This is a genomic window from Lysobacter sp. M2-1, assembly GCF_022662495.1.
In the GTDB taxonomy this organism is placed as follows: Bacteria; Pseudomonadota; Gammaproteobacteria; order Xanthomonadales; family Xanthomonadaceae; genus JAKPBU01.
In genome coordinates this window covers 752,175-775,972 of sequence record NZ_JAKPBU010000001.1, presented here as the reverse complement: position 1 = coordinate 775,972, position 23,798 = coordinate 752,175, and the positions used below count along the sequence as shown (strand labels likewise).

Sequence of the window (23,798 nt, the reverse complement as noted above, 5' to 3'; positions counted from 1 at the left end):
GGCGGTGAGGCCGTGTGCATGCCCCGGTATCAGTCCGCGACCGGGTTGGCGCGATTGCTATGATCGCCGCGAACGCCCCGCGGAGCACGCATGCGCATCCTCAGCTTCAACGCCAACGGCCTGCGCTCGGCTGCGAACAAGGGATTCTTCGACTGGTTCCCGACGCAGGACGTGGACGTGATGTGCGTGCAGGAAACCAAGGCGCAGGAACATCAGCTGCGGCTGCCCGCGTTCCTGCCCGAGGGCTATACCGCGTTCTTCCGCGATGCCACCACCAAGAAGGGCTACAGCGGCGTGGCCATCTACAGCCGCCGCGAACCCGACGAGGTCCGCACCGGGCTGGGCCGCACCGACTTCGACGAGGAAGGCCGCTACATCGAAGCCCGCTTCGGGAACCTGTCGGTGGTGTCCTTCTACATTCCGTCCGGCAGCTCGGGCGAGGTCCGGCAGGCGGTCAAGGAAGACGTGATGGCCTGGCTGCGACCGATCCTCGACGAGTGGCTGGCCAGCGGCCGCGAGTATGTGCTGTGCGGCGACTGGAACATCGTGCGCAGCCGCAACGACATCCGCAACTGGACCGGCAACCAGAAGAATTCCGGCTGCCTGCCGCACGAACGCGCGTGGATGAACGCGATGATCGACGACGATTGCGGCGATGGCCTGGTACAGCGTGCGAACCCCGGCTGGCGCGACAGCTTCCGGGTGGTGAAGCCCGACGCAGTCGAATACAGCTGGTGGTCGCAACGTGGTGCTGCGCGCGCCAACAACGTCGGCTGGCGGATCGACTACCAGCTGGTGACACCAAAGCTTGCCGACCGTATCCGCGGCGCGACCATCTTTCCCGAGCCACGTTTCTCCGACCACGCGCCGTATCTGGTGGACTACGATCTGTGAATCCCAGGCTTTGAAGCACTCCCCTTCAAGGGGAGTATTTGGGAGGGGGTGGGTTCCCTCACGCATTCCGCGACTGTCGCAAACCCCATCCCCATCCCGGCCTTCCCATTGAAGGGGAAGGAAAGGCCAAAGCTCGCGACTCACGTCGCTCCTACAAGGAATCCGATGTCCGCAGACAGCAGCACGGCGACGAGAAGGACCGGCACCCGCGACGTGCTGCGCGCGCTGCGCCAGCCGAAGGTGCTGGCGATGCTGTTGCTGGGGTTCTCGTCCGGGCTGCCGCTGTACCTGGTCGGCAACACCATGGGTTACTGGATGCGCGAAGGCGGCAGCGAGCTGTCGGCGATCGGATTCCTGTCCTGGGTGGGCCTGGCGTACTCGCTCAAGTTCCTGTGGGCACCGATCATCGACAAGACCGACGTGCCGCTACTCGGGCGCCTGGGCCATCGCCGCGGCTGGATGCTGCTGTCGCAGATCGTGGTGGCGGCGGCACTGGCGGGCATGGCGATCGTGCAGCCGCAGGGCGGGCTGGTGCTGTTCGGAGCGCTGGCGCTGGTGGCCGCGTTCGCCTCGGCCACCCAGGACATCGTGATCGATGCCTGGCGGATCGAGATCGCCGACAACAGCGACGAGCTGGGACTGCTCACCTCGGGGACCCAGTTCGGCTACCGCACCGCGCTGCTGGTGACCGACGCATTGATCCTGATCCTGGCCGCCTATATCGGCTGGTCGCCCTCGTACTGGCTGATGGCGGCGCTGATGGGCGTGGGCGTACTGGCGGCGCTGTTCCTGGCGCGCGAGCCGGCGGCGTCGCAGGCGCCCGAAGTCACCCAGCATGCCCCGCTGTGGACGTTCTCGGGGCTGGCCGACGCCATCGCCGGCCCGTTCATCGCCTTCTTCAGGACCCATGGCACCTGGGCGCTGCTGATGCTGGCCGCGATCAGCCTGTACCGGCTGCCGGACTTCGTGATGGGGCCGATGAACAACCCCTTCTATGCCGATATCGGGATCGCCAAGGAATTCGTGGGCGAGATCCGGGCGTCGATCGGCCTGATCGCCTCGCTGGTCGGTATCGCGGCGGCCGGACTGAGCGCGGTCCGTTTCGGCTTCGTGCCCACGTTGCTGGCCGGCGCGGTGCTGGGGCCGGGTTCGAACGCGGCGTTCACCTGGGTTGCCTATACGGGTGGCGACCCGACCGTGTTCAGCGCGGCGATGGCGATCGACGGCTTCGCCACCGGTTTCGCCGGAACCGCGCTGGTGGCGTATATGTCGAGCCTCACCAGCATCGGCTACACCGCCACCCAGTACGCTCTGCTCAGTTCCTTCTATGCGTTGCTGGGCAAGGTGCTGAAAGGGCTGTCCGGGGTGGCGGTGGAACAGCTCGCGGTCGGACGCACGCTGGTGGAAGGCTATGCGCTGTTCTTCCTGGGCACTGCGCTGGCCGGCATTCCCGCGCTGCTGCTGTGCCTGTTGCTGGTCCGACGCAATCGCGCTGCAGGCGCGAGCAGCCAAACCGCCTGACCGCAGCACGGGACGGCTTGCGTTGTTCCCGACGGGGGATACACAAAATGACGGACATCGTGCTGAGGGACATCGATCCTGCGCTGAAGGGTCGGATCGAACGCGTGGCCAGGGTACGAGGCTGGGACGTGCCAGAGGCGCTGGCGCGGCTGCTCGAGACCGGCCTGGAATCGGTCGAGGCCGGGCTCGCCCCTGATCTGGACGGCCGCGAAGCCGACGTGCTGGTAGGGGCGATCGCCGCAATGGAGCGGATGCCCGACGATCCGGGGTTTGCCCTCATCGGCCGGACAGGGTCGGCCGGTTCTGTCTAGGCCGGATAGATCGCGCCCAGCACCCGCGGCCCCTTCGCGCCGGTCACTGAGGGCAGATTGCCCGGGCGCCCAGCCAGGGCCTCGCGCGCCAGCCAGGCAAAGCCCATCGCCTCGATGAAGTCCGGGTCGACGCCGTGGACTGCCGTGGATTCGAGCACGGCTTCGGACAGGCGCGCGGCGATGCGCGCGAGCAGCGCCCGGTTGTGCACGCCGCCGCCGCAGGCCAGCACCCGCCGCGTGGACGGTTGCGCCGCCCGCAGCGCATCGGCCACGCTGGCCGCGGTCAGCTCGAGCAGGGTCGCCTGCACGTCCTCGGGCCTGCGCGACTCGTCGCCAAGACGCGCCTCGAGCCAGCCGAGATGGAACTGCTCGCGCCCGGTGCTTTTGGGCGGCGGCAGCGCGAACCAGGGATCGTCGAGCAGCTGCGCCAGCAGGCCACTATCGGCGGTTCCACGTGCGGCGAAGGCGCCGTCGGCATCGAACGCCGCGCCGGTATGGTGTTCGCACCAAGCATCGAGCAGGGCGTTGGCCGGGCCGGTGTCGAAGCCGCGCACCGCGCCGGAGGCCGGCAGCAGGGTCAGGTTGGCGATGCCGCCCAGGTTGAGCACGGCGCGATCCTCGTCCGGCGCGCGCAGCAATGCCGCGTGCAGGGCAGGCAGCAGCGGTGCGCCATGCCCACCCGCGGCAACATCGCGGCGGCGGAAGTCGACGACCGTGGTGATGCCAGTCCGCTCGGCGATCACGTTGCCGTCGCCCATCTGCCAGGTGAAAGGCGGGATGGATTCGGGCCGGTGGCGCACGGTCTGGCCGTGCGAGCCGAGCGCCTGCACGTCGCGCGGGCCAAGCCCGGCATCCTCCAGCAGCGCCAGCACGGCATCGGCGAAGCCATGGGCGATCCGCACATCGAGCATGCCCAGTTCGTCGAGCGAGCGGGTCTCGCCCCCTTGGCCGAGTTCGATCAGTCGCGCGCGAATTGTTTCTGGCCAGGCATAGGTGCGGCCGAGCACCAGTTCGCAGTGCGCATCCGGGGCATCGCTGGCGAAGCGGACCAGGGCGGCGTCGATGCCGTCTGCACTGGTGCCGGAGATCAGGCCGAGGAAGAGCTGTTCCATCGGCCCATTGTAGGAGTGCGGCTCCCGCGCGACCGGACGGTCCAGGCCCAAGCCTCTGCTCCGGACCGAATCCTTGTCCAAGGCCGCTGCGGCGGCCCGGAAGCGGCCGCGACGGGAACGATCTCGCGGCGCCCGTCAGCCCTTGCGGGCAGGCTTCTTCGCTGGCTCGGCCTTGGCGACTCGGCTGTCTTCGCCCGGGTAGTAGATGACGTTCTCGACTTCGCGGATCTTGTCGAGCGCACGTCGGGTCTCGTTCTTGAACGCCACCAGCGCCGCGCCGCGCAGCGGCTCGGGCGGCGGCATGGTCATCGACAGCGGATTGCGGTGCACGCCGTTGACCCGGAACTCGTAGTGCAGGTGCGGGCCGGTGGCCAGGCCGGTGCTGCCGACGCGGCCGATGACCGTGCCCTGGGCGATGCGCTGGCCCGGACGGATCTTGGCGAACGCAGACATGTGGCCGTACAGCGTGGTGTGGCCGCGCCCATGGTCGAGGATCACCGCGCGTCCGTAGCCACCCTTCCAGCCGACGAACTGCACCCGCGCATCGCCCGCCGCCATGATCGGCGTGCCGGTGCCGGCGGCGTAATCCACGCCCTTGTGCATGCGCATGCGTCCGAGCACCGGATGGCGGCGCGCGCCAAAGCCCGACGACAGCCGCGCATACGGGATCGGCATGCGGATGAACGGGCGCCGCAGGGAGCGGCCATCCGGCGTGAAGTATTCCGGCTTGCCGGCGCGCACATGGCGGAACGCGCTCTTGAGCTTGCCATCGACGGTGAAGGTGGCGGCGAGTACCGGGCCGGTCTCGGCCAGCTGGCCGTTCTTCCAGGTCCGGTCGACGACCACGCTGAAGCGGTCGTCCTCGTCCAGGTCGGAATCGAAGTCGATGTCGTACTTGAACATCTCGTCGGTCAGCTGCGCCAGCTGCCGATGGCCGAGCCCGACCTTGCGTGCGGACGCGAACAGCGACTTGCCCACGTTGCCGCTCAGCACCACCGTGCGGGTGGTGACTTCCTGCGGCACTGATTTCTCGCGCAATGCGTCGGCGGCGAACTCCAGCTCCATCGGCTGGTCGTCCAGGGTGATGGTCATCGCACGCACGCTGCCGTCGGCCGGCAGGTTGAATGCCAGCTCGGTGCCGGGCCGCAGGCGGCGCAGTACCGGCTTGATTTTCGGGTGCTGCATGACCCGTTCGAGCTGGCTGTAGGGGATGCCCAGCTCGGAAAACACGCCGCTCAGGGTCTGGCCCGGCTTGAGCCGCACCGACTGCCAGTGATCGGTCGAGGGGCCGCGGTTGCCGAGGCTCAGCTGTGGCAGGGCGAGCGACATCGACGTGGTCTGGGGGCGGCCGGGAGTCTGCATGGCGCTGTCGAAGCCCGGCACGATGGCGGCGACCAGCGCACCAAGGGTCGCGAACAGACTCGCATGCGCCCACTGCCTGCGGGTCCAGCGGCCGTTGAAACCGGCGGGAATCCGGGGTGTGATGCGCTCCCGGGCAGGGCTGGAAGGCGTATGCAGACGCTGACCTTGGTCTTGGCCCATGCCGGATGCGCTCATCTGTCCCGTTCCTCTGTCCCCGCGTGACGGGCACGTAACGGCGGTAACATAATCACGCGAGCACCCTGCGTCAAACCCTTGAGACAGTTAGGGATTTTCGTCACGTTCTCGTTCCCGTATTCATGTTTTGGGTCGCAACGCGCGATCGGAACTTCCGCGCCACTTTCATCGAGAGTCCCCACCCATGCCGGCCCACCCCTCCGTCGACCCCGCTGCCTTCGCGACGATCGCCCGCGGCACGGACGAAATCCTCAAGCGCGAGGAGCTGGAAGCGCGTCTGGCGCTGGGGCGGCCGCTGCGGATCAAGGCCGGGTTCGATCCCACCGCGCCCGACCTGCATATCGGCCACACGGTGCTGCTCAACAAGATGCGCCAGTTCCAGGACCTGGGCCATCAGGTGATCTTCCTGATCGGCGACTTCACCGGGATGATCGGCGATCCGTCCGGCAAGAACGTTACCCGCAAGCCGCTGACCCGCGAAGACGTGAAGGCCAATGCGCGCACCTATGCCGAGCAGGTGTTCAAGGTGCTCGACCGGGACAGGACCGAACTGCGCTTCAACAGCGAATGGTTCGGGAAGATGGATGCGGCCGACATGATCCGGCTCGCCGCCCAGCACACCGTCGCGCGCATGCTCGAGCGCGACGACTTCGCCAAGCGCTACGCCGCGCAGCAGCCCATCGCCATCCACGAGTTCCTGTATCCACTGGTGCAGGGCTACGACTCGGTTGCGCTGAAGGCCGATGTCGAACTGGGCGGCACCGACCAAAAGTTCAACCTGCTGATGGGACGCGGCCTGCAGGAGGCGCACGGACAGCCGCCGCAGATCGTGCTGACCATGCCGCTGCTGGAAGGCATCGATGGCGTGCAGAAGATGAGCAAGTCGCTGGGCAATTACATCGGCATCGCCGAGCCGGCCATCGACATCGTCAGCAAGACCATGAAGATCGGCGACGAGCTGATGTGGAAATGGATCGAGCTGCTCAGCTTCGACATCGGCGTCGACGAGGCCCGGCAGCTGCAGGCCGAGGTCGCCGCGGGCCAGCTCAATCCGCGCGACGTCAAGCTGCGCCTGGCCCGCGAGCTGGCCGCGCGCTTCCACGATGCGCGCGCGGCCGACGATGCGCTGATCGGCTGGAACGCGGCGGTGCGCGGCGAGGGCGATCTGGCCGCGGTGCCGCTGCGCCAGGTGGCGGTACCGGCCGAGGGGCTGCGCATCGGCGCGCTGCTCACCGCCGCCGGGCTGACCCCCAGCAACTCGGAGGCCATGCGCAAGCTCAGGGAGCGTGCGGTGAAGGTGGATGGTGCGGTGGTCGAGGATCCCGCGCAGGTCTTCGCGCCCGGCTTCGAAGGGATGCTCGCGGTGGGCAAGCGCAACTTCGCGCGCGTGCGGCTGATCGCGGGTTAGGGCAGGCCCTAGGCCCGTCCCGGCGTCGACGCGCGCCGCTGGCGCTTGTCCGCGTACATTTCCGCGTCCGCGCGTTCGAGCAGTCGATCGAGATCCAGATCGTCTGGAGCGCAGTCGGCGATGCCGAAGCTGGCCGACAGCGGAAACGGCAGCTCGTCGCCCTCGCGCGGATGGGCGAGCGCCTGACGGAGCTTTTCGACCAGCGCCTGCGCCGTCTTCGAGGTCGTGTGGGGCAGGTACAGCGCGAATTCGTCGCCGCCCAGTCGGCCGATCAGCTGGCCGGGCTGCAGGCAGCGGCGACAGCGCCCCACGAAGGCGCGCAGCGCCGCGTCGCCGGCGGCATGGCCGAGCTCGTCGTTGATCGCCTTGAGGTTGTCCATGTCGGCGATGATCAGCGCCGCAGCGTGATTGCGCGGCGCGGCCAGCCGCAGATCGTTGCGCACCTGCTCCAGGAAGCCGGCCCGGGACAGCGCGCCGGTGACCGGATCGCGCACCAGCGCGCGACGCAAGCGGGTGTTGTCCGCGTACAGCCCGGGAACCGCCAACCCGAAATAGCTGTTCGCCGCCAGGCTGATCATCGCGAACTGCAGGGCGAGCGCCTGCGTGCCCAGCCCCAGCAGCGGCGTGGCGATGGCGATCAGCAGGCTGAAGGCCGCGATCGCAGCCAACGTATGCAAGGTTCCGTGGGTATGCACGATCCACAGCTGGACCACCACCACGACGAACAGCGCGAACACCACCGCAGGTTGCTGCGGCAGCGCGGCCGCCGCCAGCATCACCGCCAGCGTGAACCCGAGCAGGAGCGAGAGCTTGGCCGCATAGGCCGAAGCGCTCCCTGCCGGCGCGATCATCTCCGACATGCGCGGCACGCCGGGCTCGGGCGCGACCCGCAGCCAATCAGCCAAGCGCAGCACGCCGGCGATCGCCAATGGCCCGAGCGCAAGCAGGCCCGCGTAATCGCCGATCGCCCACGGGATCGCCTGCTCGATCATGGTCGGCACGTCGATCGCGCCGGTGGCGAGCAGCCCGGCGCTGCCGATGCACGCCGACAGCAGCGAGGCGAACGCACCCCCGAGGATGAAGAACGTCACCGCCCGCGGCAGACTGGTGGCGGGAGGGCCGTGACGGGAAGCGCGTCGCAGCACCCAGGCCAGGCCGCCCCAGACGCCGAGCTGCTGCACGGCGAAGATCACCGCGTACTGCGCGACCGCCGCGTCCAGGGCGGTACCCACGCCCCTTTCGAATCCCACCAATGTGGCCAACACGCTCGAGATGGCGATCGCGGGGACGCCGCGCCAGCCGAGCACCATCAGCGCGGCTACCGTGACTGCCACCGGTGGAAACCACAGGCTGGCATGCGGCTGGTATTCCAGCACCCGCGCCAGCTCGAACGCGGTCATCCAGGCTGCCACCAAGGCTGCCGACAGGCCCGCCAGGGCCAGCATCCCGCCGCGTTTCGCGGGCCGCGCATCGCCCATGCCGCCAGCGTCACGGCCCATCAGCGCACCACCGGACCGCGTGGCGTCGGGATCGGGGTGTCGTTCGCGGTGATGCTTCGGCGATTGCGGGGAACGGCGAGTGCAGTGAAGTCTTTGCCGACGAGGCGCCGCGTCGACCAAATCAATGTCGGCGTGGCATCCATCGCATTGTCCCCCCGAGCGTTCAGCGAGCCACGAAATAGTGCCACAGGCTGCTGCGCAGGCGCGCCGACGGACGCACGTCGCACGTCCGCACCACGGTCTTCCGGCTGCTGGTGCCGCGCACGGCGATGTGCATCCACGCCAGACGAGCGGCGCCGACGTCGCCATGACGCCGCGCGCGGCAGGATGCCCGGATGTCCGACCTGCTCGCGAACTGGCCACAACAACTTTCCGTACTGCTGACCACTGCCTACGCCATGGTGCTGGGCGGATTGATCGGCTGGGAGCGCGAGCTCAAGGACCGTCCGGCGGGCTTTCGCACCCACATGCTCGTGGCCGGTGCGGCCGCGATGCTGGTCGGGCTCGGCGACCTGCTCGCCGTGCACTTCAGCGCCGAGGACTATCGCGAACTGGTGCGAGTGGATCCGATCCGGCTGATCGAGGCGGTCGTGGCGGCGGTCGGCTTCCTCGGCGCGGGCGCGATCTTCCGCCGCAGCGGTGGGAACAGCGTGTCGGGACTGACCACCGCCGCCTCGCTGCTGATGGTGGCGGCGATCGGCATCGCCGCGGGCCTGCGCGTTCACGTGCTCGCACTTGGTGCGACCCTGCTGACGCTCGTAGTGCTGCTGGTGCTGAAGTGGGCGGAGAAGCGCTTCGAAGTGCGCCGGGACAAGGCGCGTCCCGGCTGACACGACACGTGGTCAGGCGATCCTCAGTGCCGCCTGCACCATCAACGCGATCACGCAGCCCAGGCCCGCGAACCAGACCAGGCTGCGGGCGCGATGGGTGCCGGTCAGGTAGAACACGCCGTGCAGCAGGCGCAGCGCGACGAAGGCAATGGCCAGCCAGGTGGTGCGCTGCGGGTCGACGCCGGCCAGTTGCGCCATCAGCACGCCGGCGGCAAACGGGGCGAAGGCCTCGAATGCGTTGAGCTGGGCGTTGTTGGCGCGCTGCACGCGCGGGTTGTCCTGGCGCGCAAGCCAGCGGCGCGGATCGCGGTTGTCGAACTTCGGCGCCGAGGTCTTGGCGATCACCGTCCACACGTACGGAAGCAGCGCGGCGAGCAGGATGCAGATGTAGGCGATGGTCATGGCGTTTTCCGGCGTGGCCCGGAACACAGCGTAGGCGTTGGCGGCGCTGGCGGATAGCCAGCCGTAGGAGCGACGTCAGTCGCGAGCTCTTCTCCCGTGGAGGCAGGCGAAGCAGAAGCTCGCGACTCACGTCGCTCCTACATCTCCACGGAAAACGGCGCCTTGCGGCGCCGTTTTCCGTGCGAGCTGATACCGGTTATTGCTTCGCCGATTCCGTCGCCGCCGGCTTGGCCGGCAGCATCTTGTCGCGCGCGGCGCGGAAGGCATTGTCCTTGTACCAATTGGGCCAGGTATCGCCATTGGCGATCTGCAGGCCCACGTCGTAGACCGCGGCCAGGTCGTCGATGGCGCCGTCGAGCTTCCAGGTCGCCGGGTCGTATTCGTCGCCGGGCTTGTGGTAGCGGTTGTCGTTGTAGTCCTCACCCGCGGCATCGCCCGCCGCCTTCCCGCCTTCGACCAGATCGGTGCCGGCATCGGTGTACAGCGCGGGTACGCCCGCCTTGGCGAAGTTGAAGTGATCGGAGCGGAAGTAGTAGCCGCCGGCAGGATTGGATTCCTCCACCAGGGTGCGGCCCTGTTTGGCCGCGATCGGCTTGAGGATGTCCTCCAGCTCAGAGTTGCCCATGCCGACCACGGTCATGTCCTTGGCTTTGCCGGCCACGCCCATGGCATCGAGGTTGATCACCGCGACGGTCTTGTCCAGCGGAATCGCGGGATGCGCGACGTAGTACTTGGAACCGAGCAGCCCGGATTCCTCCAGCGTCACGGCGAGGAACAGCACCGAGCGTTTGGGCTTGCCGAGCTTGGCCATCTGCTCGGCGATCTCGATGATTCCGGCCACGCCGGTGGCGTTGTCCACCGCGCCGTTGTAGATCACGTCGGTCTTGCCGTCGGGCGTCTGCTCGCCGTCGTGCTTGCCCAGATGGTCCCAGTGGGCCATGTAGACCACGGCTTCCTCCGGCTTCCCGGTCCCGGGCAGCAGGCCGAGCACGTTGCGCGAGGATTTCTCGCTGGTGGTGCTCTTGAGCGCCACGCTCATCTTCGCCGACATCGGCACCGGCTTGAAGCCGCGCTTGTTGGCATCGCTGCGCAGCTTGTCCAGATCCAGCCCGGCATCGGCGAACAGCGCCCTGGCCTGGTCGCCGGTGATCCAGCCCTGCAGCGGCAGTCGCGGCTCGGGATCGTCGGCGGCGCGCAGGTCGTACTGCGCGCCCGACCAGGAATTCTTCACCACGTCCCAGCCATAGGACGCGCCTTCGGTGTCGTGGATGAGCAATGCGGCCGCCGCGCCCTTGCGTGCGGCTTCCTCGAACTTGTAGGTCCAACGCCCGTAATAGGTCATGCGGTTGCCGTTGAACAAGTCCGGATCCTTGACGTGGAAGCCCGGGTCGTTGACGAACATCACCACCGTCTTGCCCTTGACGTCGACGCCGGCGTAGTCGTTCCACTGCTGTTCGGGCGCGTCGACGCCGTAGCCGACGAACACCAGCTCGCTGGCGTCGACCTTCACTTCCGGCTGCCCGGTGCGGGTGCCTATCACCATATCGGTGCCGAACTTGAGCGTGTGCGGCTTGCCGTTGACGTCGATGGCCATCGTCGTCGTTTCGTCCGCGGTGGTCTCCTGCATCGGCACGGTCTGGAACCAGTCGCCGTTGTTGCCGGGTTTCAGGCCGATGCGTTCGAACTGCGCCTTGATGTACTGCACCGACTTCTCTTCGCCCGGCGTGCCCGGACCGCGGCCCTCGAACTCATCCGAGGCCAGGGTCTTGACCAGTTCGGCGAAATCGTCGGCTTTGATCGCATCGCTGAACACGTGCGTGCCCGCGGGAGCGGTCGTCTCCGGCGCTGGCGTGGCCGTGGTGGTTTCGGGTGCGGGCGCTCCCCGATTGCAGGCGGACAGCACCAGCGCCGCCGCGACGGTGAGCAGGAGGGGTCGGGTCATGCGGGTTCCTCGGCAAGCGGGATCCCGGATTGTAGCCTGCAGCCCACGGGCGACTGCGCGTGCGGCAGGCGCACGCGCATGGCGAGCGATCGCGCTTTTCAGTCCGCCGGGGCGCGGCTACCGCTGTAGCGCACCGCGGTGGCGCCGCTCACACTGCCGATGCGTGCGCTGTCGTGCACGTACAGCTTGACTTCGCGCTCGAACACCAGCGGACCTTCGACCACGGCATTGGGTCCGATGACGATTCGCGGCGGCTTGCGCTTGCCGATGCTGATCGGCATCCAGTTGCTGGTCGGCTTCTCCACCTTGATGCCGCCCTTGACGTGCGAACCGGCACCGACGGTGATGTCGCCGTTGACCGTTTCGATGCCGCCGGAGAGGTCGCTGTCGACCAGGCCGATCGAGCCGTTCACCGTGGCCACGCTGCGCAGGCTGCCGCCGTCATCGACGAACACGCTGCCGTTGACGGTTTCGATGTCGCCGCTGGCGCGCAGCTGCTTGCCGATGCGGATGCTGCCGTTGACCGTGCCGAGGGTGCCGACGGCGGCGTTGTCGCCCACCCGGATGCTGCCGTTGACGGTTTCCGCGCCGCGCGCACGCGCGCCGGATTCGATCTGGATGCTGCCGTTGACGGTCTCCAGATCGCCATAGGTCTCGCCGGCCTGGGCGGTGATGCTGCCGTTGACCTTGTCGATGCTCTCCTGGGCGAAGACATGCGGTGCGCACAGCACGAGCGTCAGGGCCAGGGCGATGCGGGAGTACGGGATCGCGATCTTCATATCGGACCTTAGCGTTGCGGAAGAGGAGGTCCGCGGCATTTGGCGCAGCAAACCTTGCAGGCAGCCTAGGGTGCCCGACAGGTAGGCGCATCTGTCCTTAGTCATTGCAACCCTGTGCCTGGCGCGGTTCAGTTTCAACGCGGTGCCTGGCGTCCGTCCGCCTGTGCCGCCGCATGCAAGGCATGGAAGGCGCGCATGCCACCGGCTGCTCCCGCAGCCGCGGCTACAATTCCAGCGCCCCTCCTTCAGGAAACCTGCCCGTGCCCGATGTCGTCCGTCGCCCCGAGCTCACGGCTGCGAAGCCGGCGGCTCCGAAGCCTGTCGTCCTGCTGATCCTGGATGGCTGGGGTCACCGCGAGGATCCGGCCGACAACGCGCTCGCGCAGGCCGAATTGCCGAACTGGCGCCGCCTGCTGACCACCGCGCCACACACGCTGATCCATACCGAAGGGCGGCATGTGGGCCTGCCGGATGGGCAGATGGGCAATTCGGAAGTCGGGCACATGAACCTGGGCGCCGGCCGCATCGTCTACCAGGACCTGACCCGGATCGACGCGGCGATCGAGGATGGCAGCTTCTTCGACAACGTCGAACTGCGTGCCGCCTGCGACGCCGCGAAGGCTTCGGCCGGCACCCTGCACGTGATGGGCCTGCTCTCGCCCGGCGGCGTGCACAGCCATGAGCGGCATATTTTCGCCATGCTCAAACTCGCTGCGCGCATGGGCGTGCAGCAGGTCGCGGTGCATGCGTTCCTGGACGGACGCGACATGCCGCCACGCTCGGCAGAACCCAGCCTGGCTGCGCTGCAGGCGAAATGCGATGCGCTGGGCAACGCCCGAATCGCCAGTGTTTCGGGTCGCTACTATGCGATGGACCGCGACCAGCGCTGGGAGCGACTGCACCGTGCCTGGGAGGCGATCGTGGAAGCGCGCTCGGAATTCCGCGCACCGGATGCGGGCGCCGCGCTCGCGGCCGCGTACGCACGAGGCGAGAACGATGAATTCGTGGCGCCCACGGTCATCGGCGAAGGTGCGCCGGTCGGCGACGGCGACTGCGTGGTGTTCATGAACTTCCGCGCCGATCGTGCGCGTCAGCTCACCGCGGCGTTCGTGGATCCGGGTTTTGCCGGTTTCGAAGCGCGCCGGCCGCAGCTGTCGCGTTTCGTGTGCCTGACCGAGTACGACGCGAACCTGCCCGCGCCGGTCGCGTTCGCGCCCGACGATCTGGCGCAAACGCTCCCGGAGATCATCGCGGCGCAGGGACTGACCCAGCTGCGTATCGCCGAAACCGAGAAGTACGCGCACGTCACCTTCTTCTTCAGCGGTGGCCGTGAGGCGCCCTACGCCGGCGAGGAACGCATCCTGGTGCCTAGCCCCAGGGTCGCCACCTACGATCTGCAGCCGCAGATGAGCTGCCCGGAGGTCACCGCCCGGCTGGTGGACGCGATCCGCGCGCGCCGCTTCGACCTCATCGTCTGCAATCTCGCCAATCCGGATATGGTCGGGCATACCGGCGATCTCGCGGCGGCGATCCAGGCCGCGCAGGCGGTGGACGTGGCGATTGGTGCGATCGATTCGGCCGTGCGCGAAGCCGGCGGAGCCCTGGTGATCACCGCCGATCACGGCAACCTGGAAATGATGCGCGACCCGGCCACCGGACAGCCGCATACCGCGCATACGGTGGGACCGGTGCCGCTGGTCTACGTGGGCGAACGGACCGGTGCGACCCTGCGCGGCGGCGGCGCGCTGCGCGATGTGGCACCGACCCTGCTCGATCTGCTTGGCCTGCCGCAGCCGGTCGAAATGACCGGGACCACGTTGTTCGCGTGAGGCTGCTGCGCGCCCTGCTGGTCGTTGCGGCACTGGTGGCGGTCGCACTTCCTGCTGGAGCGCAGAGCACGCGCGACACCCAGCGCAAGCTGGATCGGGCGAAGAAGGAGCTCGACGATGTCGCGGCGGAACGCCGCCGGATCGAAGGCCAGCGCGGAGAAGCGGCGCGCAAGCTGCGAGAGCTCGACGAGCGCGTAGGCACCTCGACCCGCGCGCTCAAGCGGGTGGAAGCCGAGCTGCACCGGCAACAGGCCGAACTGCAGGCGCTGCAGGCGCGGCGCGGCGCGCTGGATGCCGCACTGGGCGCGCAGCGACGCGAACTGGCGCAGCTGCTGCGCGCGGCGTACGCCGTCGGCGGCGACGCGCCGCTGAAGCTGATGCTCTCCCAGGACCGCGTGGCCGACGGCAACCGCCTGCTGGCCTATCACGGCTATCTGCAGCGCGATCGCGCCAGGCGCATCGCCGACTTGCGCGCGGAACTGGCCGGACTCACCGAACTGGAGCGGAGCATCGCCGACGCGAGCGCGGCACTGGCGGCAACCCGGCAGCAGCAGCAAGCCGACGTTGCCCGGCTGGAGCGCGATCGCAAGCAGCGCTCCAGTGCCGTGGCCGAGCTCGATCAGCGCTACCAGGACCGGCGGACGCGCGAAAGGGCGCTGGGACGGGACGTGAAGGGCCTGCAGAGCGTACTGGCGCAGCTGCGCGCAGCGGCACGCCGGGCCGAGGCCGAGCGCAAGGCCGCCGCGGCGCGCGAGGCGCGGACCGGCTCCGCCTCGTCCGGGCGTCGCCCGCCGCCGCCGGTGATCGCCAACGCGCAGCCGATCCGCGTGGGCGGGCTGGGCTGGCCGCTGTCGGGCACCCTGGTCACCGCCTATGGCGGCACCCTGCCGGATGGACGTCGCAGTCAAGGGGTGCTGATCGCGGCGCCCGCGGGCACCGCGGTGCAGGCGGTCGCCAACGGCAAGGTGGTGTTCGCCGAATGGATGAGCGGCTACGGCCTGCTGTGCATCGTCGATCACGGCAACGGCACCATGAGCCTGTACGCCAACAACGACGGCCTGCTGCGCGATGCCGGCAGCGACGTGAAGCGCGGCGACGCCGTGGCCAGCGTCGGCAATTCGGGAGGACAGGGCCAGAGCGCGCTGTACTTCGAACTGCGTCGCAACGGTCAGCCGGTCGATCCGCGGGCGTGGCTGCAGAAGCGCTAGCGCACGCGTTCAGAGGATGGCGCGGGACCGGCCGACAGGCGGCTGAACAGACGGGGTCGCCGAACGGGCATTTTCGGCGGCGCCCGGCATAATCGAATGAACCCGGCTTGCGCCCGTCGGTCCATCATCGGGCGCGCCACGAAGGTCTCCGGAGCTCCGCATGCCCCTGTCCATCCGTCTTTCGGCCCTGATCGGCGCCAGCCTGCTGCTCGTCGCGGCGCCGTTCGCCCTCGCCCAGGACGCGCCCGCCACGCCACCGGCCCAGGACCCGGCGCCCAGGCCCGCGCAACCCGTGGAACCGGCTCCGCCCGCCGCGGCGCCGGCTACCCCGGCGCCGGAGGAAGCCGAGCTCGAAGTGGCGGCCAGCGACGACCCGGATGCCGCCGAAAGCGCCGCGACCAAGGTGCCGCTGACCGAGATCCGCCGCTATGTGGCGGTCTACAACGCGGTCAAGGACGCCTATGTCGATCCGGTGGACGACAAGAAGCTGATGCAGTCGGCGATCAAGGGCCTGCTGCTCGATCTCGATCCGCACAGCGCCTACCTGGAGCGCCAGGACGCGCAGGCCTTCGACGAGAGCAGCAGCGGCGCCTACGACGGAATCGGCGTGGAAGTGCTGGAGCAGCCCGATGGCAGCGTCAAGATCATCTCGCCGATCGACGACACGCCGGCGCAGCGCGCCGGCCTGAAGTCGGGCGACGTGATCATCGCGGTCGACGGCAAGCCACTCGAACCCAGCGACGACGACCAGGGACCGCTGCGCGGCAAGCCCGGCAGTTCGGTGGTGCTGACGGTGGTGCGCGAGGGCACGCCCAAGCCGTTCGACGTGACCGTGCAACGGGAGACCATCCGCGTGGCCAGCGTGCGCTCGCGCATGCTCGAGCCCGGCTACGGTTATGTCCGCCTGAGCCAGTTCCAGGCCGACACCGCGGCCGATTTCGAGAAGCATATGGCCAGGCTGCAGGCGCAGGCGGGCGGCAAGCTGCGCGGACTGGTGATCGACCTGCGCAGCAACCCGGGCGGCCTGCTCACCTCCGCGGTCCAGATCGCCGACGACCTGCTTGAGTCGGGGAAGATCGTCAGCACCAAGGGGCGCGTGCCGATCAGCGACGCGGAGTTCGGTGCCACGCCGGGCGATCGCCTGGGCGGCGCGCCGGTGGTGGTCCTGGTCGATGCCGGGTCGGCCAGCGCTTCGGAAGTGCTTGCCGGCGCGCTGCACGACAACAAGCGCGCGCGCGTGGTCGGCAGCCGCACTTTCGGCAAGGGTTCGGTGCAGACCGTACTGCCGCTGGACAACGGCGATTCGGTCAAGCTCACCACCGCGCGGTATTACACGCCCAGCGGCAAGTCGATCCAGGCGCTGGGCATCGTGCCCGACCTGGTCCTGCAGCCGGACAAGCCCGCGGCCCTGCTGCCGGGGCAACAGCGCTACTCCGAAGCCACCCTGGCCGGACACCTGCGCGGCGAGGGCGACGAAGCAGGCGACAACGCCGGTGACGTGCTCGACGGCGATGCGCCGATCGCCGCGGCGCTGGCCGATCTCAAGAAGAGCATCGGCACCGCTGCGACCGGAGATGCGGCGCAACGCGACTGACGGTCGAGCGCGTGCGGCGTTCGCCCGCTAGTGACCGTGCCCGACTTGTCCACGCACTTCGCCGCCCGGGAACGTGTCCGAATGCACGTTCACGTAGGCCTTGCCCGCGCGGATCGCCCTGAGCAATTCGGCGAACTCGCCGGCGGCGATGCCCTGGCTGGCCGGTCCGATCACGTTGGCGGCGGTAAGCGTTCCTGAGACCCGCGCCGGCGGTGGCGAGCAGGTCGGCGCCAGACCGGTCGGATCCGGATTGGTGGCCGTCTGGCACAGGAACACGCTGACCCCGCCGTTGACGTCGCGCTGACCGAGGTGGATGTGGGCCTGGAGCACGCTGCCCTGCAGCGCGTCGTAGCGCAGTTCGTAGCGAATCGAATCACCCTTGATATCTGCGACAAACGCGCCGCGCGCGCTAGTCGATATGGCTGGCACTTCCTGGAAGCCGTGCAGCGGAATGATGACTGTTTCGGCATGCGCGATGAACGGCAGCGCGCACAGCGCACCCATCCACAGTGTGCGTTGCAGCAGGGCGGAAGGTTTCATGGCAGGCGTCCCGGGTCGGATCGCGCGGCGGGGCGCGCGAAGTGGCGGATCCCCGGGCGAGACGCTAGGCGCGGTTTCGTTCCGCATTCGTGAATGCTGCGGCGCCAGGCGCTGTTTTCCGACGAGCGGGGTACCGTTGGCTGGCACCATCGCGGCGATCACGCTTCGCGATGGGACGCGCCCGGTCCGTTGGCGCCTGACGGCGCCGGGTCGCCAGTCCGCCTAACGCGGTCGCACAGGCATCGGGAATGGCGTCACGACGGCTTCGCCGGTGGCCGCGTCGCGGATCGCCGACTGCCCTTTCTTCTCGACTTCCTCGATCCGCACGATGCTCTGCATCGGCAGGTGCAACACCCGGGTGTTGCCGAACTCGTCGCGCAGGCGTTCCTCGGTGGGATCCACCACCACGCCATCGTGGACGTCGAACACCAGCTCGCCGACCTCGGTAAAGCCCCACAGCGCGCCGCTCGCCACCCGCTGCGCATACAGCTCGTAGACCTTGCCGTGGTTGTGGAACGTCACCTTGTAGAGCGTCTTCGTCGCCATGGGCCGATTATAGGTGGGGGTCCTTGCCGGACATGTGTTGCCGTCCATCCCAGATCGGGGCGATGGACCCGACACGCAAGGACCCGCGCGACCTCAATACCCGCTGCGCCGCCGCAACCGCCGCGCGATGCCCGCGCGCGCCACCAGGGCGAACAGCATGCCGAAGCAGAAACCGGCCACGTGTGCGCTCCAGGCCACCTCGCCGAATGCCGGGCCGATATAGGCGAACCCGATTTGCAACAGCGCCCAGATCCCGATCAGCAGCGAGGCCGGCGCGCGCACGAACTCCAGAAACAGCCCCAGCGGCAACACCACGCCCAGGCGCGCATGCGGGAACAGCGCCAGGTATGCGCCGATCACTGCCGAGACCGCGCCGGACGCGCCGATGATGAGCCGGTCCGGGGTGCCCGCGAACAGCACCGCCGCCAGATTGGACGCCGCACCGCCGAGCAGGAACAACAGCAGGAAACGCCAGGGTCCCATGGCCCGCTCGGCGGGCAGACCGAAGATCAGCAGGAACACCAGATTGCCCAGCAGGTGGGCCCAGTCCGCGTGCAGGAACACCGCTGTGAACAGGCGCAACAGCGAGCCGTCTCGGATCGCGCCGTTCCAGGCCTGTGGACTGTCCAGGCCCGCGGCCAGCGCACCCCAGTCCAGCAACAGGGCCTGCTGGGCCGGGCCGGGTCGGGTACTGGCCCAGACGAACAGCGCCGAACAGGCCAGCAGCAGCAGCGGTGTGGCCCAGCGCAGGGTGGGCCGGATCCGGGTCGGCAGGGGGACGAACATCGCGGAAGGCTAGCGCGGTGCTCCCCGTGCCGCCATGGGCGGGGTGCAGGGCTGCGATTGTTATCTTTTGGTAAACCAGCGTTACAATCACATACGGCGACGTACGTCGGGGGAGGGGCTTCCGGCACGCGCTGCATCCTGGCGAAGCAGGTCTGATGACCGCCGCCCGGGCGACCGGAACCACAACGTCCACATGGAGACATCTGCAATGCACTTCGCGTCCCGAGTGATCCACGTTTCCGCCCTCGCGCTCGGCATCGCCGGCGCGCTGGCGTTTGGCCAGGCCCAGGCGTCGGGCTTCCAGCTCAAGGAAAACAGCGTCAAGGCCACCGGCCGCGCATACGCCGGGTCCGGTGCCGCCTCGGGCGACGCCTCGGTGGTGATCAACAACCCCGCCGCGATGAGCACGTTCGAGCAGAACGCGGTGCAGGCCGACCTCCACGCCATCGACCTGTCGTACACGATCGATGCCACCGGCACCGATGCCTTCGGCCGGCCGATGACCGGCGGCGACGGCGGCGACGCCGGCGACCTGTCCGGCGTGCCCGCGATGTCGGCGATCTTCCCGCTGGGCGATAGCGGCGTTACCGTCGGTGCGGCGATCAGCGCGCCGTTCGGCCTGAAGACCGAGTACGACGCCGACTGGATCGGCCGCTACCACGCCGTCGAGTCCGACGTGCGCATCATCGACCTCACCCTGGCCGCTTCGTTCGACATCACCGATCGGTTCTCGTTCGGCGTCGGCATGATCTACGAGCGCGCCGAAGTCACCCTGTCGAATGCGGTCGATTTCGGCAGCGCACTGTGCGCGCCGAATCCGGCCGCGTGCTTCGCGCCCACCTCGCCGTTCTTCCCGCAGCGCAACGACGGCTTCGCCAAGGTCGAAGGCGACGACAACGGCTTCGGCTGGACGGTCGGCCTGCACTGGCGTCCGACCGACAACCTAGCGGTCGGTCTGTCGCACCGCTCGGAGATCGATCACGAGCTGCGCGGCGACGTCGACTTCACCGTGCCGGCCAATGTCGCTGCCGTGCTGGGCGTCGTGCGTCCGGGCAACTTCGTCGACACTGGCGTCACCGCGCCGCTGACCACCCCGAGCATCACCACCCTGAGCGGTGTGTGGCAGGCGACCGAATCGTTCGCGCTGATGGCCGACGTGTCCAAGACTGGCTGGAGCTCGCTGCAGTCGATCGACATCGACTACGACAGCGCGCAGCCGACCTCGTCGGAAGCCTACCGCTGGCAGGACACGATCTTCATGTCGCTCGGTGCCGAGTACAAGCTCAACGACGCGTTCACCCTGCGCGCGGGCGTTGCTTATGACGAGACCCCCGTGAGCGACGCGACGCGCACCCCGCGCCTGCCCGACAACAACCGCAACTGGTACTCGTTCGGTCTGACCTGGGCCGCGAGCGAGGCGCTCGAGGTCAGCGCGGCCTACACCCGCATCGTGGTGGACGATCCGGAACTGGACATCGTGTCGTCCAGCGGCTCGCGCCTGGTCGGCGATGCGGAAGGTTCGGCCAATCTGTTCGGTGTGTCGGCGCAGTACCGGTTCTGATCCCAGACGCCCGTTGAAGCAAGAAAGCCCCGCTCCGGCGGGGCTTTTTTCTTGCGGGACGGTTGCTTTGGTTGCAGCCGTATCGCCGGCCGCGCGCCTGGAGCCTCAGTCGCCCAGCGTCAGCAGGCTGGCGTTGCCGCCCGCGGCGGTGGTGTTGATGGTCACGGTCTTCTCGGTAGCGAAGCGCGGCAGGTAATGCGGACCGCCGGCCTTGGGACCGGTGCCCGACAGGTTCTGGCCGCCGAAGGGCTGCACCCCGACCACCGCGCCGATCTGGTTGCGGTTGACGTAGATGTTGCCGACGTTGGCGCGGACGACAATCCGATCGATGGTCTCGTCGATGCGCGAATGCACGCCCAGGGTCAGGCCGTAGCCGGTGGCGTTGATCGCGTCGATGACCTGGTCGAGTTCGTCGGCCTTCCAGCGGATCACGTGCAGGGCCGGCCCGAAGTTCTCGCGGGTCAGCTGCGAGAGCGATGACAGCTCCCAGGCGCGCGGCGCGAAGTAGGTACCGTGCCCGGTGTCTGCGCCCAGCGGCGCCTCGGCGATCAGCTTCGCCGTTCCCTGCATCCTGCCGGCATGCTCGTCGAGCAGGCATCTGGCGTCGTCGTCGATCACCGGGCCCACGTCGGTGGAGAGCAGGGCCGGATCGCCCACGGACAATTCCGCCATGGCGCCCGCCAGCATGCCGATCACCTTGTCGGCGATGTCGGCCTGCACGAACAGCACGCGCGCGGCCGAGCAACGCTGCCCGGCGGAGGTGAAGGCCGAGGCCAACGCATCCTTGACCAGCTGCTCGGGCAGGGCCGAAGAATCGGCGATCAGCGCGTTCTGGCCGCCGGTTTCGGCGATCAGCACCCCGATCGCGGCATCACGCGCGGCCAGGGCGCGGTTGATCGCACGCGCAGTGTCGGTGGAGCCGGTGAAGGCGACGCCGGCCACGCGCGGGTCGCGGGTCAGAGCGGCGCCGACGGTGGCGCCGTCGCCGGGCAGGAACTGCAGCACGTCCACCGGGATGCCGGCCTCGTGCAGCAGCTTGACCGCCGCATGGCCGATCAGGTTGGTCTGCTCGGCGGGCTTGGCGATCACGCTGTTGCCGGCGGCCAGCGCCGCGGCGATCTGCCCGGTGAAGATCGCCAGCGGGAAATTCCATGGACTGATGCAGACGAACACGCCGCGACCTGCAAGCTGCAGGGTATTGGATTCGCCGGTCGGTCCGGGCAGGGCCTCGACGCTGAACTGCCGCCGCGCCTCGGCCGCGTAATAGCGCAGGAAATCGACGGCTTCGCGCACTTCGGCCACGCCGTCGGCGATGGTCTTGCCGGCCTCCTTCGTGCACATCGCGATGAACTGCGGCATGCGCGCTTCCATCAGTTGCGCGGCGTGTTCCAGGATCGCGGCGCGCGATGCCACCGGGGTGCGGTCCCAGGCCGGCTGCGCGCGGACCGCGTTCTGCAGCGCCTGTTCCACCGTCTGTGCGTCCGCGGGCAGCCATTGGCCCACGGTCTGACGGCGGTCGGCGGGATTGGTCACGGTGAGCGTCGCGCCGGACGGATTCGCGCCCGGTACCAGCGGCGCTGCGTGCCAGTCCCCGGTGGTCGCGGCGCCGACCTGTTCGGCGAGCGCGCGCAGCTGGTCGTCGTTGGCGAGGTTGATGCCCATGGAATTGTCTCTCTCGAAGCCCTGGCTGCGGTACAGCGCGACCGGCAGCGGAATGCGCGGATGTGGAATCGATTCGAACGCAGATACGGTTTCGACCGGATCGCGCACCAGGTCGTCGATCGACACGTCCTCGTCGGTGATGCGATTGACGAAGCTGGAGTTGGCTCCGTTTTCCAGCAGCCTGCGCACCAGGTAGGGCAGCAGGTCTTCGTGCGAGCCGACGGGCGCATAGACCCGGCAGGGCACGTCCAGCCGTTCGGCCGGGATCACCTCGGCATAAAGGTCGTCGCCCATGCCGTGCAGCTTCTGGAACTCGTAACGGAAATCATTGCCATCGCGCGCACCGCCGAGCAATGCCTGGGCCATGCGGTGGATGGCGGAGATGGTCTGCGCGTTGTGGGTGGCGAACATCGGATAGATCGCATCCGTCGCGCGCAGCAGCCGGACCGCGCAGGCCTGGTAGGAGACATCGGTGTTCGGCTTGCGGGTGAACACGGGATAGCCTTCCTGGCCCTCGACCTGCGCGCGCTTGACCTCCGAATCCCAGTACGCACCCTTCACCAGCCGGACCGGGATGCGCCGCTGCAGCCGGCGCGCCTGGTCGGCGATGTAGTCGATCACGAACGGCGCGCGCTTCTGGTAGGCCTGCACGACGATGCCGAAGCCGTCCCAGCCGGCCAGCGAGACATCGGCCAGCGTCGCGAAGATCAGGTCCAGCGACAGCTCCAGGCGATCGCTTTCTTCGGCATCGATGGTCAGCCCGATGCCGTAGCGCCTGGCCAGCTGCGCCAGCTCCAGCACGCGCGGGCCGAGTTCGGCCAGCACCCGCGCGCGCTTGGCGTGTTCGTAGCGCGGATGCAGGGCCGAGAGCTTGACCGAGATGCTGGGCGCCGCGAACACGTCCGCGGGCGCGCCGGAATGCCGGCCGATGGCGTGGATCGCCAGGCGGTAGGCCTCCAGATAGCGCAGCGCGTCCTTGTCGGTCAACGCGCCTTCGCCGAGCATGTCGAAGGAATAGCGGTAGGCGGCGTTGCTGCCTTTCCGGCTGCGTGCCAGTGCCTCGTCGATGGTCCGGCCCATCACGAACTGGTGGCCCATGATCCGCATCGCCTGGCGCACCGCCAGCCGGATCACCGGCTCGCCCACGCGCCCCACCAGCCGCTTGAAGGCGTTGTGCACGTCGCGCTTGGTGTCGTCGGCCAGGTCGACCAGATGCCCGGTCAGCATCAGGCCCCAGGTGGAGGCGTTGACCAGGACCGAATCGGACTGGCCCAGGTGGCGCTTCCAGTCGGCCTCGCCCAGCTTGTCGCGGATCAGCCGGTCAGCGGTGTCCTGATCCGGGATCCGCAGCAGCGCCTCGGCGACGCACATCAGCAGCACGCCTTCCTCGCTGCCAAGGTCGTACTGGCGCATGAAGGCCTCGATCGCCCCCTGGTCCTGCGCGCGCGCGCGGACGCGCCGCACCAGGTCGGCAGCCGTGGACTGGATCGCGGCCCGATCGGCCTGGCTCCAGCCGGGCGCCGGCTGGCGCGCCACCTCGAGCAGTTCACGGACATGACCGGCTTCATCGCGGGCCCAGGCGGCGGTAATGGCGGCGCGCAGCGGATCGGGCGGGACCGGCAGCTCGGTCGAAAGGATTGCGCTCACGCAGGCTCTGGCGGTGTTGGAGCCGCGGATTCTAGCCGTCGGCCGGGTTTTTCGCCGGGCGCCGCGGCGCGGGCATCGGCGCGCGGCTTGCCGGAAAAGCGCGCCGGCGGCTACCATTTACCGGTTTTCGCGCCCCGATGTAGCGGGTTCGCGACCCGTGCTCTTATCCG

At 68.6% G+C, this 23,798-nt stretch carries 19 protein-coding genes; 9 read left to right on the top strand and 10 right to left on the bottom strand.

Annotated elements, in window-relative coordinates; translation table 11 throughout:
* Nucleotides 1-90 precede the first annotated feature (90 nt).
* The 3 genes from MC375_RS03410 to MC375_RS03400 all read left to right on the top strand — a co-directional run bounded on the left by MC375_RS03410 (nucleotide 91) and on the right by MC375_RS03400 (nucleotide 2,726).
* Entirely contained in the window at nucleotides 91-894 is an 804-nt protein-coding gene (locus MC375_RS03410; protein ID WP_242101901.1) for an exodeoxyribonuclease III, read from the top strand.
* Nucleotides 895-1,059: 165 nt separating this feature from the next.
* Nucleotides 1,060-2,415 (top strand): MFS transporter, encoded by a 1,356-nt coding sequence (locus MC375_RS03405; RefSeq protein WP_242101900.1) that lies wholly within the window; start codon nucleotides 1,060-1,062, stop codon nucleotides 2,413-2,415.
* Nucleotides 2,416-2,462: 47 nt separating this feature from the next.
* Complete coding sequence (locus MC375_RS03400) at nucleotides 2,463-2,726, top strand: hypothetical protein (protein WP_242101899.1); 264 nt, start codon at nucleotides 2,463-2,465, stop codon at nucleotides 2,724-2,726.
* Here MC375_RS03400 and MC375_RS03395 read toward each other — a convergent pair.
* Nucleotides 2,723-3,838 carry an anhydro-N-acetylmuramic acid kinase gene (locus MC375_RS03395; protein WP_242101897.1) on the bottom strand — a complete coding sequence of 372 codons (1,116 nt, stop codon included), beginning with the start codon at nucleotides 3,836-3,838 and terminating at the stop codon, nucleotides 2,723-2,725. The genes MC375_RS03400 and MC375_RS03395 overlap by 4 nt on opposite strands.
* 135 nt (nucleotides 3,839-3,973) lie before the next feature.
* Nucleotides 3,974-5,395 (bottom strand): M23 family metallopeptidase, encoded by a 1,422-nt coding sequence (locus tag MC375_RS03390; RefSeq protein WP_343223582.1) that lies wholly within the window; start codon nucleotides 5,393-5,395, stop codon nucleotides 3,974-3,976.
* A gap of 184 nt (nucleotides 5,396-5,579) precedes the next feature.
* Here MC375_RS03390 and tyrS point away from each other — a divergent pair, with 184 nt between their 5' ends.
* Nucleotides 5,580-6,803: a tyrosine--tRNA ligase gene (gene tyrS / locus MC375_RS03385; protein WP_242101888.1), complete on the top strand. Its 1,224-nt coding sequence runs from the start codon at nucleotides 5,580-5,582 to the stop codon at nucleotides 6,801-6,803.
* Nucleotides 6,804-6,811: 8 nt separating this feature from the next.
* Here tyrS and MC375_RS03380 read toward each other — a convergent pair whose 3' ends face one another.
* Nucleotides 6,812-8,302, bottom strand: coding sequence for a diguanylate cyclase (locus tag MC375_RS03380; RefSeq protein WP_242101886.1), 1,491 nt, complete (start codon nucleotides 8,300-8,302; stop codon nucleotides 6,812-6,814).
* Between the two features lie 335 nt (nucleotides 8,303-8,637).
* Between MC375_RS03380 and MC375_RS03375 the strand changes: the two genes are divergently transcribed.
* Nucleotides 8,638-9,132: an MgtC/SapB family protein gene (locus tag MC375_RS03375; RefSeq protein ID WP_242101879.1), complete on the top strand. Its 495-nt coding sequence runs from the start codon at nucleotides 8,638-8,640 to the stop codon at nucleotides 9,130-9,132.
* Between the two features lie 12 nt (nucleotides 9,133-9,144).
* Here MC375_RS03375 and MC375_RS03370 read toward each other — a convergent pair whose 3' ends face one another.
* The 3 genes from MC375_RS03370 to MC375_RS03360 all read right to left on the bottom strand — a co-directional run bounded on the left by MC375_RS03370 (nucleotide 9,145) and on the right by MC375_RS03360 (nucleotide 12,255).
* On the bottom strand, nucleotides 9,145-9,534 hold the full coding sequence (locus tag MC375_RS03370; RefSeq protein WP_242101877.1) for an MAPEG family protein: 390 nt from the start codon (nucleotides 9,532-9,534) through the stop codon (nucleotides 9,145-9,147).
* A gap of 196 nt (nucleotides 9,535-9,730) precedes the next feature.
* Nucleotides 9,731-11,476 (bottom strand): M28 family metallopeptidase, encoded by a 1,746-nt coding sequence (locus MC375_RS03365; protein WP_242101876.1) that lies wholly within the window; start codon nucleotides 11,474-11,476, stop codon nucleotides 9,731-9,733.
* Nucleotides 11,477-11,574: 98 nt separating this feature from the next.
* Nucleotides 11,575-12,255: a hypothetical protein gene (locus MC375_RS03360; RefSeq protein WP_242101874.1), complete on the bottom strand. Its 681-nt coding sequence runs from the start codon at nucleotides 12,253-12,255 to the stop codon at nucleotides 11,575-11,577.
* A gap of 260 nt (nucleotides 12,256-12,515) precedes the next feature.
* Here MC375_RS03360 and gpmI point away from each other — a divergent pair, with 260 nt between their 5' ends.
* The 3 genes from gpmI (at nucleotide 12,516) to MC375_RS03345 (ending at nucleotide 16,886) form a co-directional block, all read left to right on the top strand.
* The gene (gene gpmI / locus MC375_RS03355) at nucleotides 12,516-14,084 is read left to right on the top strand and encodes a 2,3-bisphosphoglycerate-independent phosphoglycerate mutase (RefSeq protein WP_242101872.1); all 1,569 of its coding nucleotides are present in this window, start codon (nucleotides 12,516-12,518) and stop codon (nucleotides 14,082-14,084) included.
* Complete coding sequence (locus MC375_RS03350; protein ID WP_345779247.1) at nucleotides 14,081-15,292, top strand: peptidoglycan DD-metalloendopeptidase family protein; 1,212 nt, start codon at nucleotides 14,081-14,083, stop codon at nucleotides 15,290-15,292. The genes gpmI and MC375_RS03350 overlap by 4 nt, the downstream gene beginning before the upstream one ends.
* Before the next feature lie 160 nt (nucleotides 15,293-15,452).
* Nucleotides 15,453-16,886 (top strand): S41 family peptidase, encoded by a 1,434-nt coding sequence (locus MC375_RS03345; RefSeq protein WP_242101870.1) that lies wholly within the window; start codon nucleotides 15,453-15,455, stop codon nucleotides 16,884-16,886.
* Nucleotides 16,887-16,913: 27 nt separating this feature from the next.
* Here the strand turns inward: MC375_RS03345 and MC375_RS03340 are convergent, their stop codons facing one another.
* The 3 genes from MC375_RS03340 to MC375_RS03330 all read right to left on the bottom strand — a co-directional run bounded on the left by MC375_RS03340 (nucleotide 16,914) and on the right by MC375_RS03330 (nucleotide 18,758).
* Complete coding sequence (locus tag MC375_RS03340; protein ID WP_242101869.1) at nucleotides 16,914-17,426, bottom strand: CHRD domain-containing protein; 513 nt, start codon at nucleotides 17,424-17,426, stop codon at nucleotides 16,914-16,916.
* Between the two features lie 222 nt (nucleotides 17,427-17,648).
* Entirely contained in the window at nucleotides 17,649-17,972 is a 324-nt protein-coding gene (locus MC375_RS03335) for a DUF1820 family protein (RefSeq protein ID WP_242101868.1), read from the bottom strand.
* Nucleotides 17,973-18,065: 93 nt separating this feature from the next.
* The gene (locus MC375_RS03330; protein ID WP_242101867.1) at nucleotides 18,066-18,758 is read right to left on the bottom strand and encodes a rhomboid family intramembrane serine protease; all 693 of its coding nucleotides are present in this window, start codon (nucleotides 18,756-18,758) and stop codon (nucleotides 18,066-18,068) included.
* Between the two features lie 208 nt (nucleotides 18,759-18,966).
* Here MC375_RS03330 and MC375_RS03325 point away from each other — a divergent pair, with 208 nt between their 5' ends.
* The gene (locus MC375_RS03325) at nucleotides 18,967-20,319 is read left to right on the top strand and encodes an outer membrane protein transport protein (RefSeq protein WP_242101862.1); all 1,353 of its coding nucleotides are present in this window, start codon (nucleotides 18,967-18,969) and stop codon (nucleotides 20,317-20,319) included.
* A 105-nt stretch (nucleotides 20,320-20,424) separates the two neighbouring features.
* Here MC375_RS03325 and putA read toward each other — a convergent pair whose 3' ends face one another.
* Complete coding sequence (putA, locus tag MC375_RS03320) at nucleotides 20,425-23,619, bottom strand: bifunctional proline dehydrogenase/L-glutamate gamma-semialdehyde dehydrogenase PutA (protein ID WP_242102941.1); 3,195 nt, start codon at nucleotides 23,617-23,619, stop codon at nucleotides 20,425-20,427.
* Between the last annotated feature and the right edge of the window lie 179 nt (nucleotides 23,620-23,798).

Excerpts from the sequence above, each read along its gene's own strand:
- MC375_RS03410 (WP_242101901.1), top strand. The coding sequence starts at position 91 with ATGCGCATCCTCAGCTTCAACGCCAACGGCCTGCGCTCGGCTGCGAAC.
- MC375_RS03405 (WP_242101900.1), top strand. The coding sequence starts at position 1,060 with ATGTCCGCAGACAGCAGCACGGCGACGAGAAGGACCGGCACCCGCGAC.
- MC375_RS03400 (WP_242101899.1), top strand. The coding sequence starts at position 2,463 with ATGACGGACATCGTGCTGAGGGACATCGATCCTGCGCTGAAGGGTCGG.
- MC375_RS03395 (WP_242101897.1), bottom strand. The coding sequence starts at position 3,838 with ATGGAACAGCTCTTCCTCGGCCTGATCTCCGGCACCAGTGCAGACGGC.
- MC375_RS03390 (WP_343223582.1), bottom strand. The coding sequence starts at position 5,395 with ATGAGCGCATCCGGCATGGGCCAAGACCAAGGTCAGCGTCTGCATACG.
- tyrS (WP_242101888.1), top strand. The coding sequence starts at position 5,580 with ATGCCGGCCCACCCCTCCGTCGACCCCGCTGCCTTCGCGACGATCGCC.
- MC375_RS03380 (WP_242101886.1), bottom strand. The coding sequence starts at position 8,302 with ATGGGCCGTGACGCTGGCGGCATGGGCGATGCGCGGCCCGCGAAACGC.
- MC375_RS03375 (WP_242101879.1), top strand. The coding sequence starts at position 8,638 with ATGTCCGACCTGCTCGCGAACTGGCCACAACAACTTTCCGTACTGCTG.
- MC375_RS03370 (WP_242101877.1), bottom strand. The coding sequence starts at position 9,534 with ATGACCATCGCCTACATCTGCATCCTGCTCGCCGCGCTGCTTCCGTAC.
- MC375_RS03365 (WP_242101876.1), bottom strand. The coding sequence starts at position 11,476 with ATGACCCGACCCCTCCTGCTCACCGTCGCGGCGGCGCTGGTGCTGTCC.
- MC375_RS03360 (WP_242101874.1), bottom strand. The coding sequence starts at position 12,255 with ATGAAGATCGCGATCCCGTACTCCCGCATCGCCCTGGCCCTGACGCTC.
- MC375_RS03345 (WP_242101870.1), top strand. The coding sequence starts at position 15,453 with ATGCCCCTGTCCATCCGTCTTTCGGCCCTGATCGGCGCCAGCCTGCTG.
- MC375_RS03340 (WP_242101869.1), bottom strand. The coding sequence starts at position 17,426 with ATGAAACCTTCCGCCCTGCTGCAACGCACACTGTGGATGGGTGCGCTG.
- MC375_RS03335 (WP_242101868.1), bottom strand. The coding sequence starts at position 17,972 with ATGGCGACGAAGACGCTCTACAAGGTGACGTTCCACAACCACGGCAAG.
- MC375_RS03330 (WP_242101867.1), bottom strand. The coding sequence starts at position 18,758 with ATGTTCGTCCCCCTGCCGACCCGGATCCGGCCCACCCTGCGCTGGGCC.
- MC375_RS03325 (WP_242101862.1), top strand. The coding sequence starts at position 18,967 with ATGCACTTCGCGTCCCGAGTGATCCACGTTTCCGCCCTCGCGCTCGGC.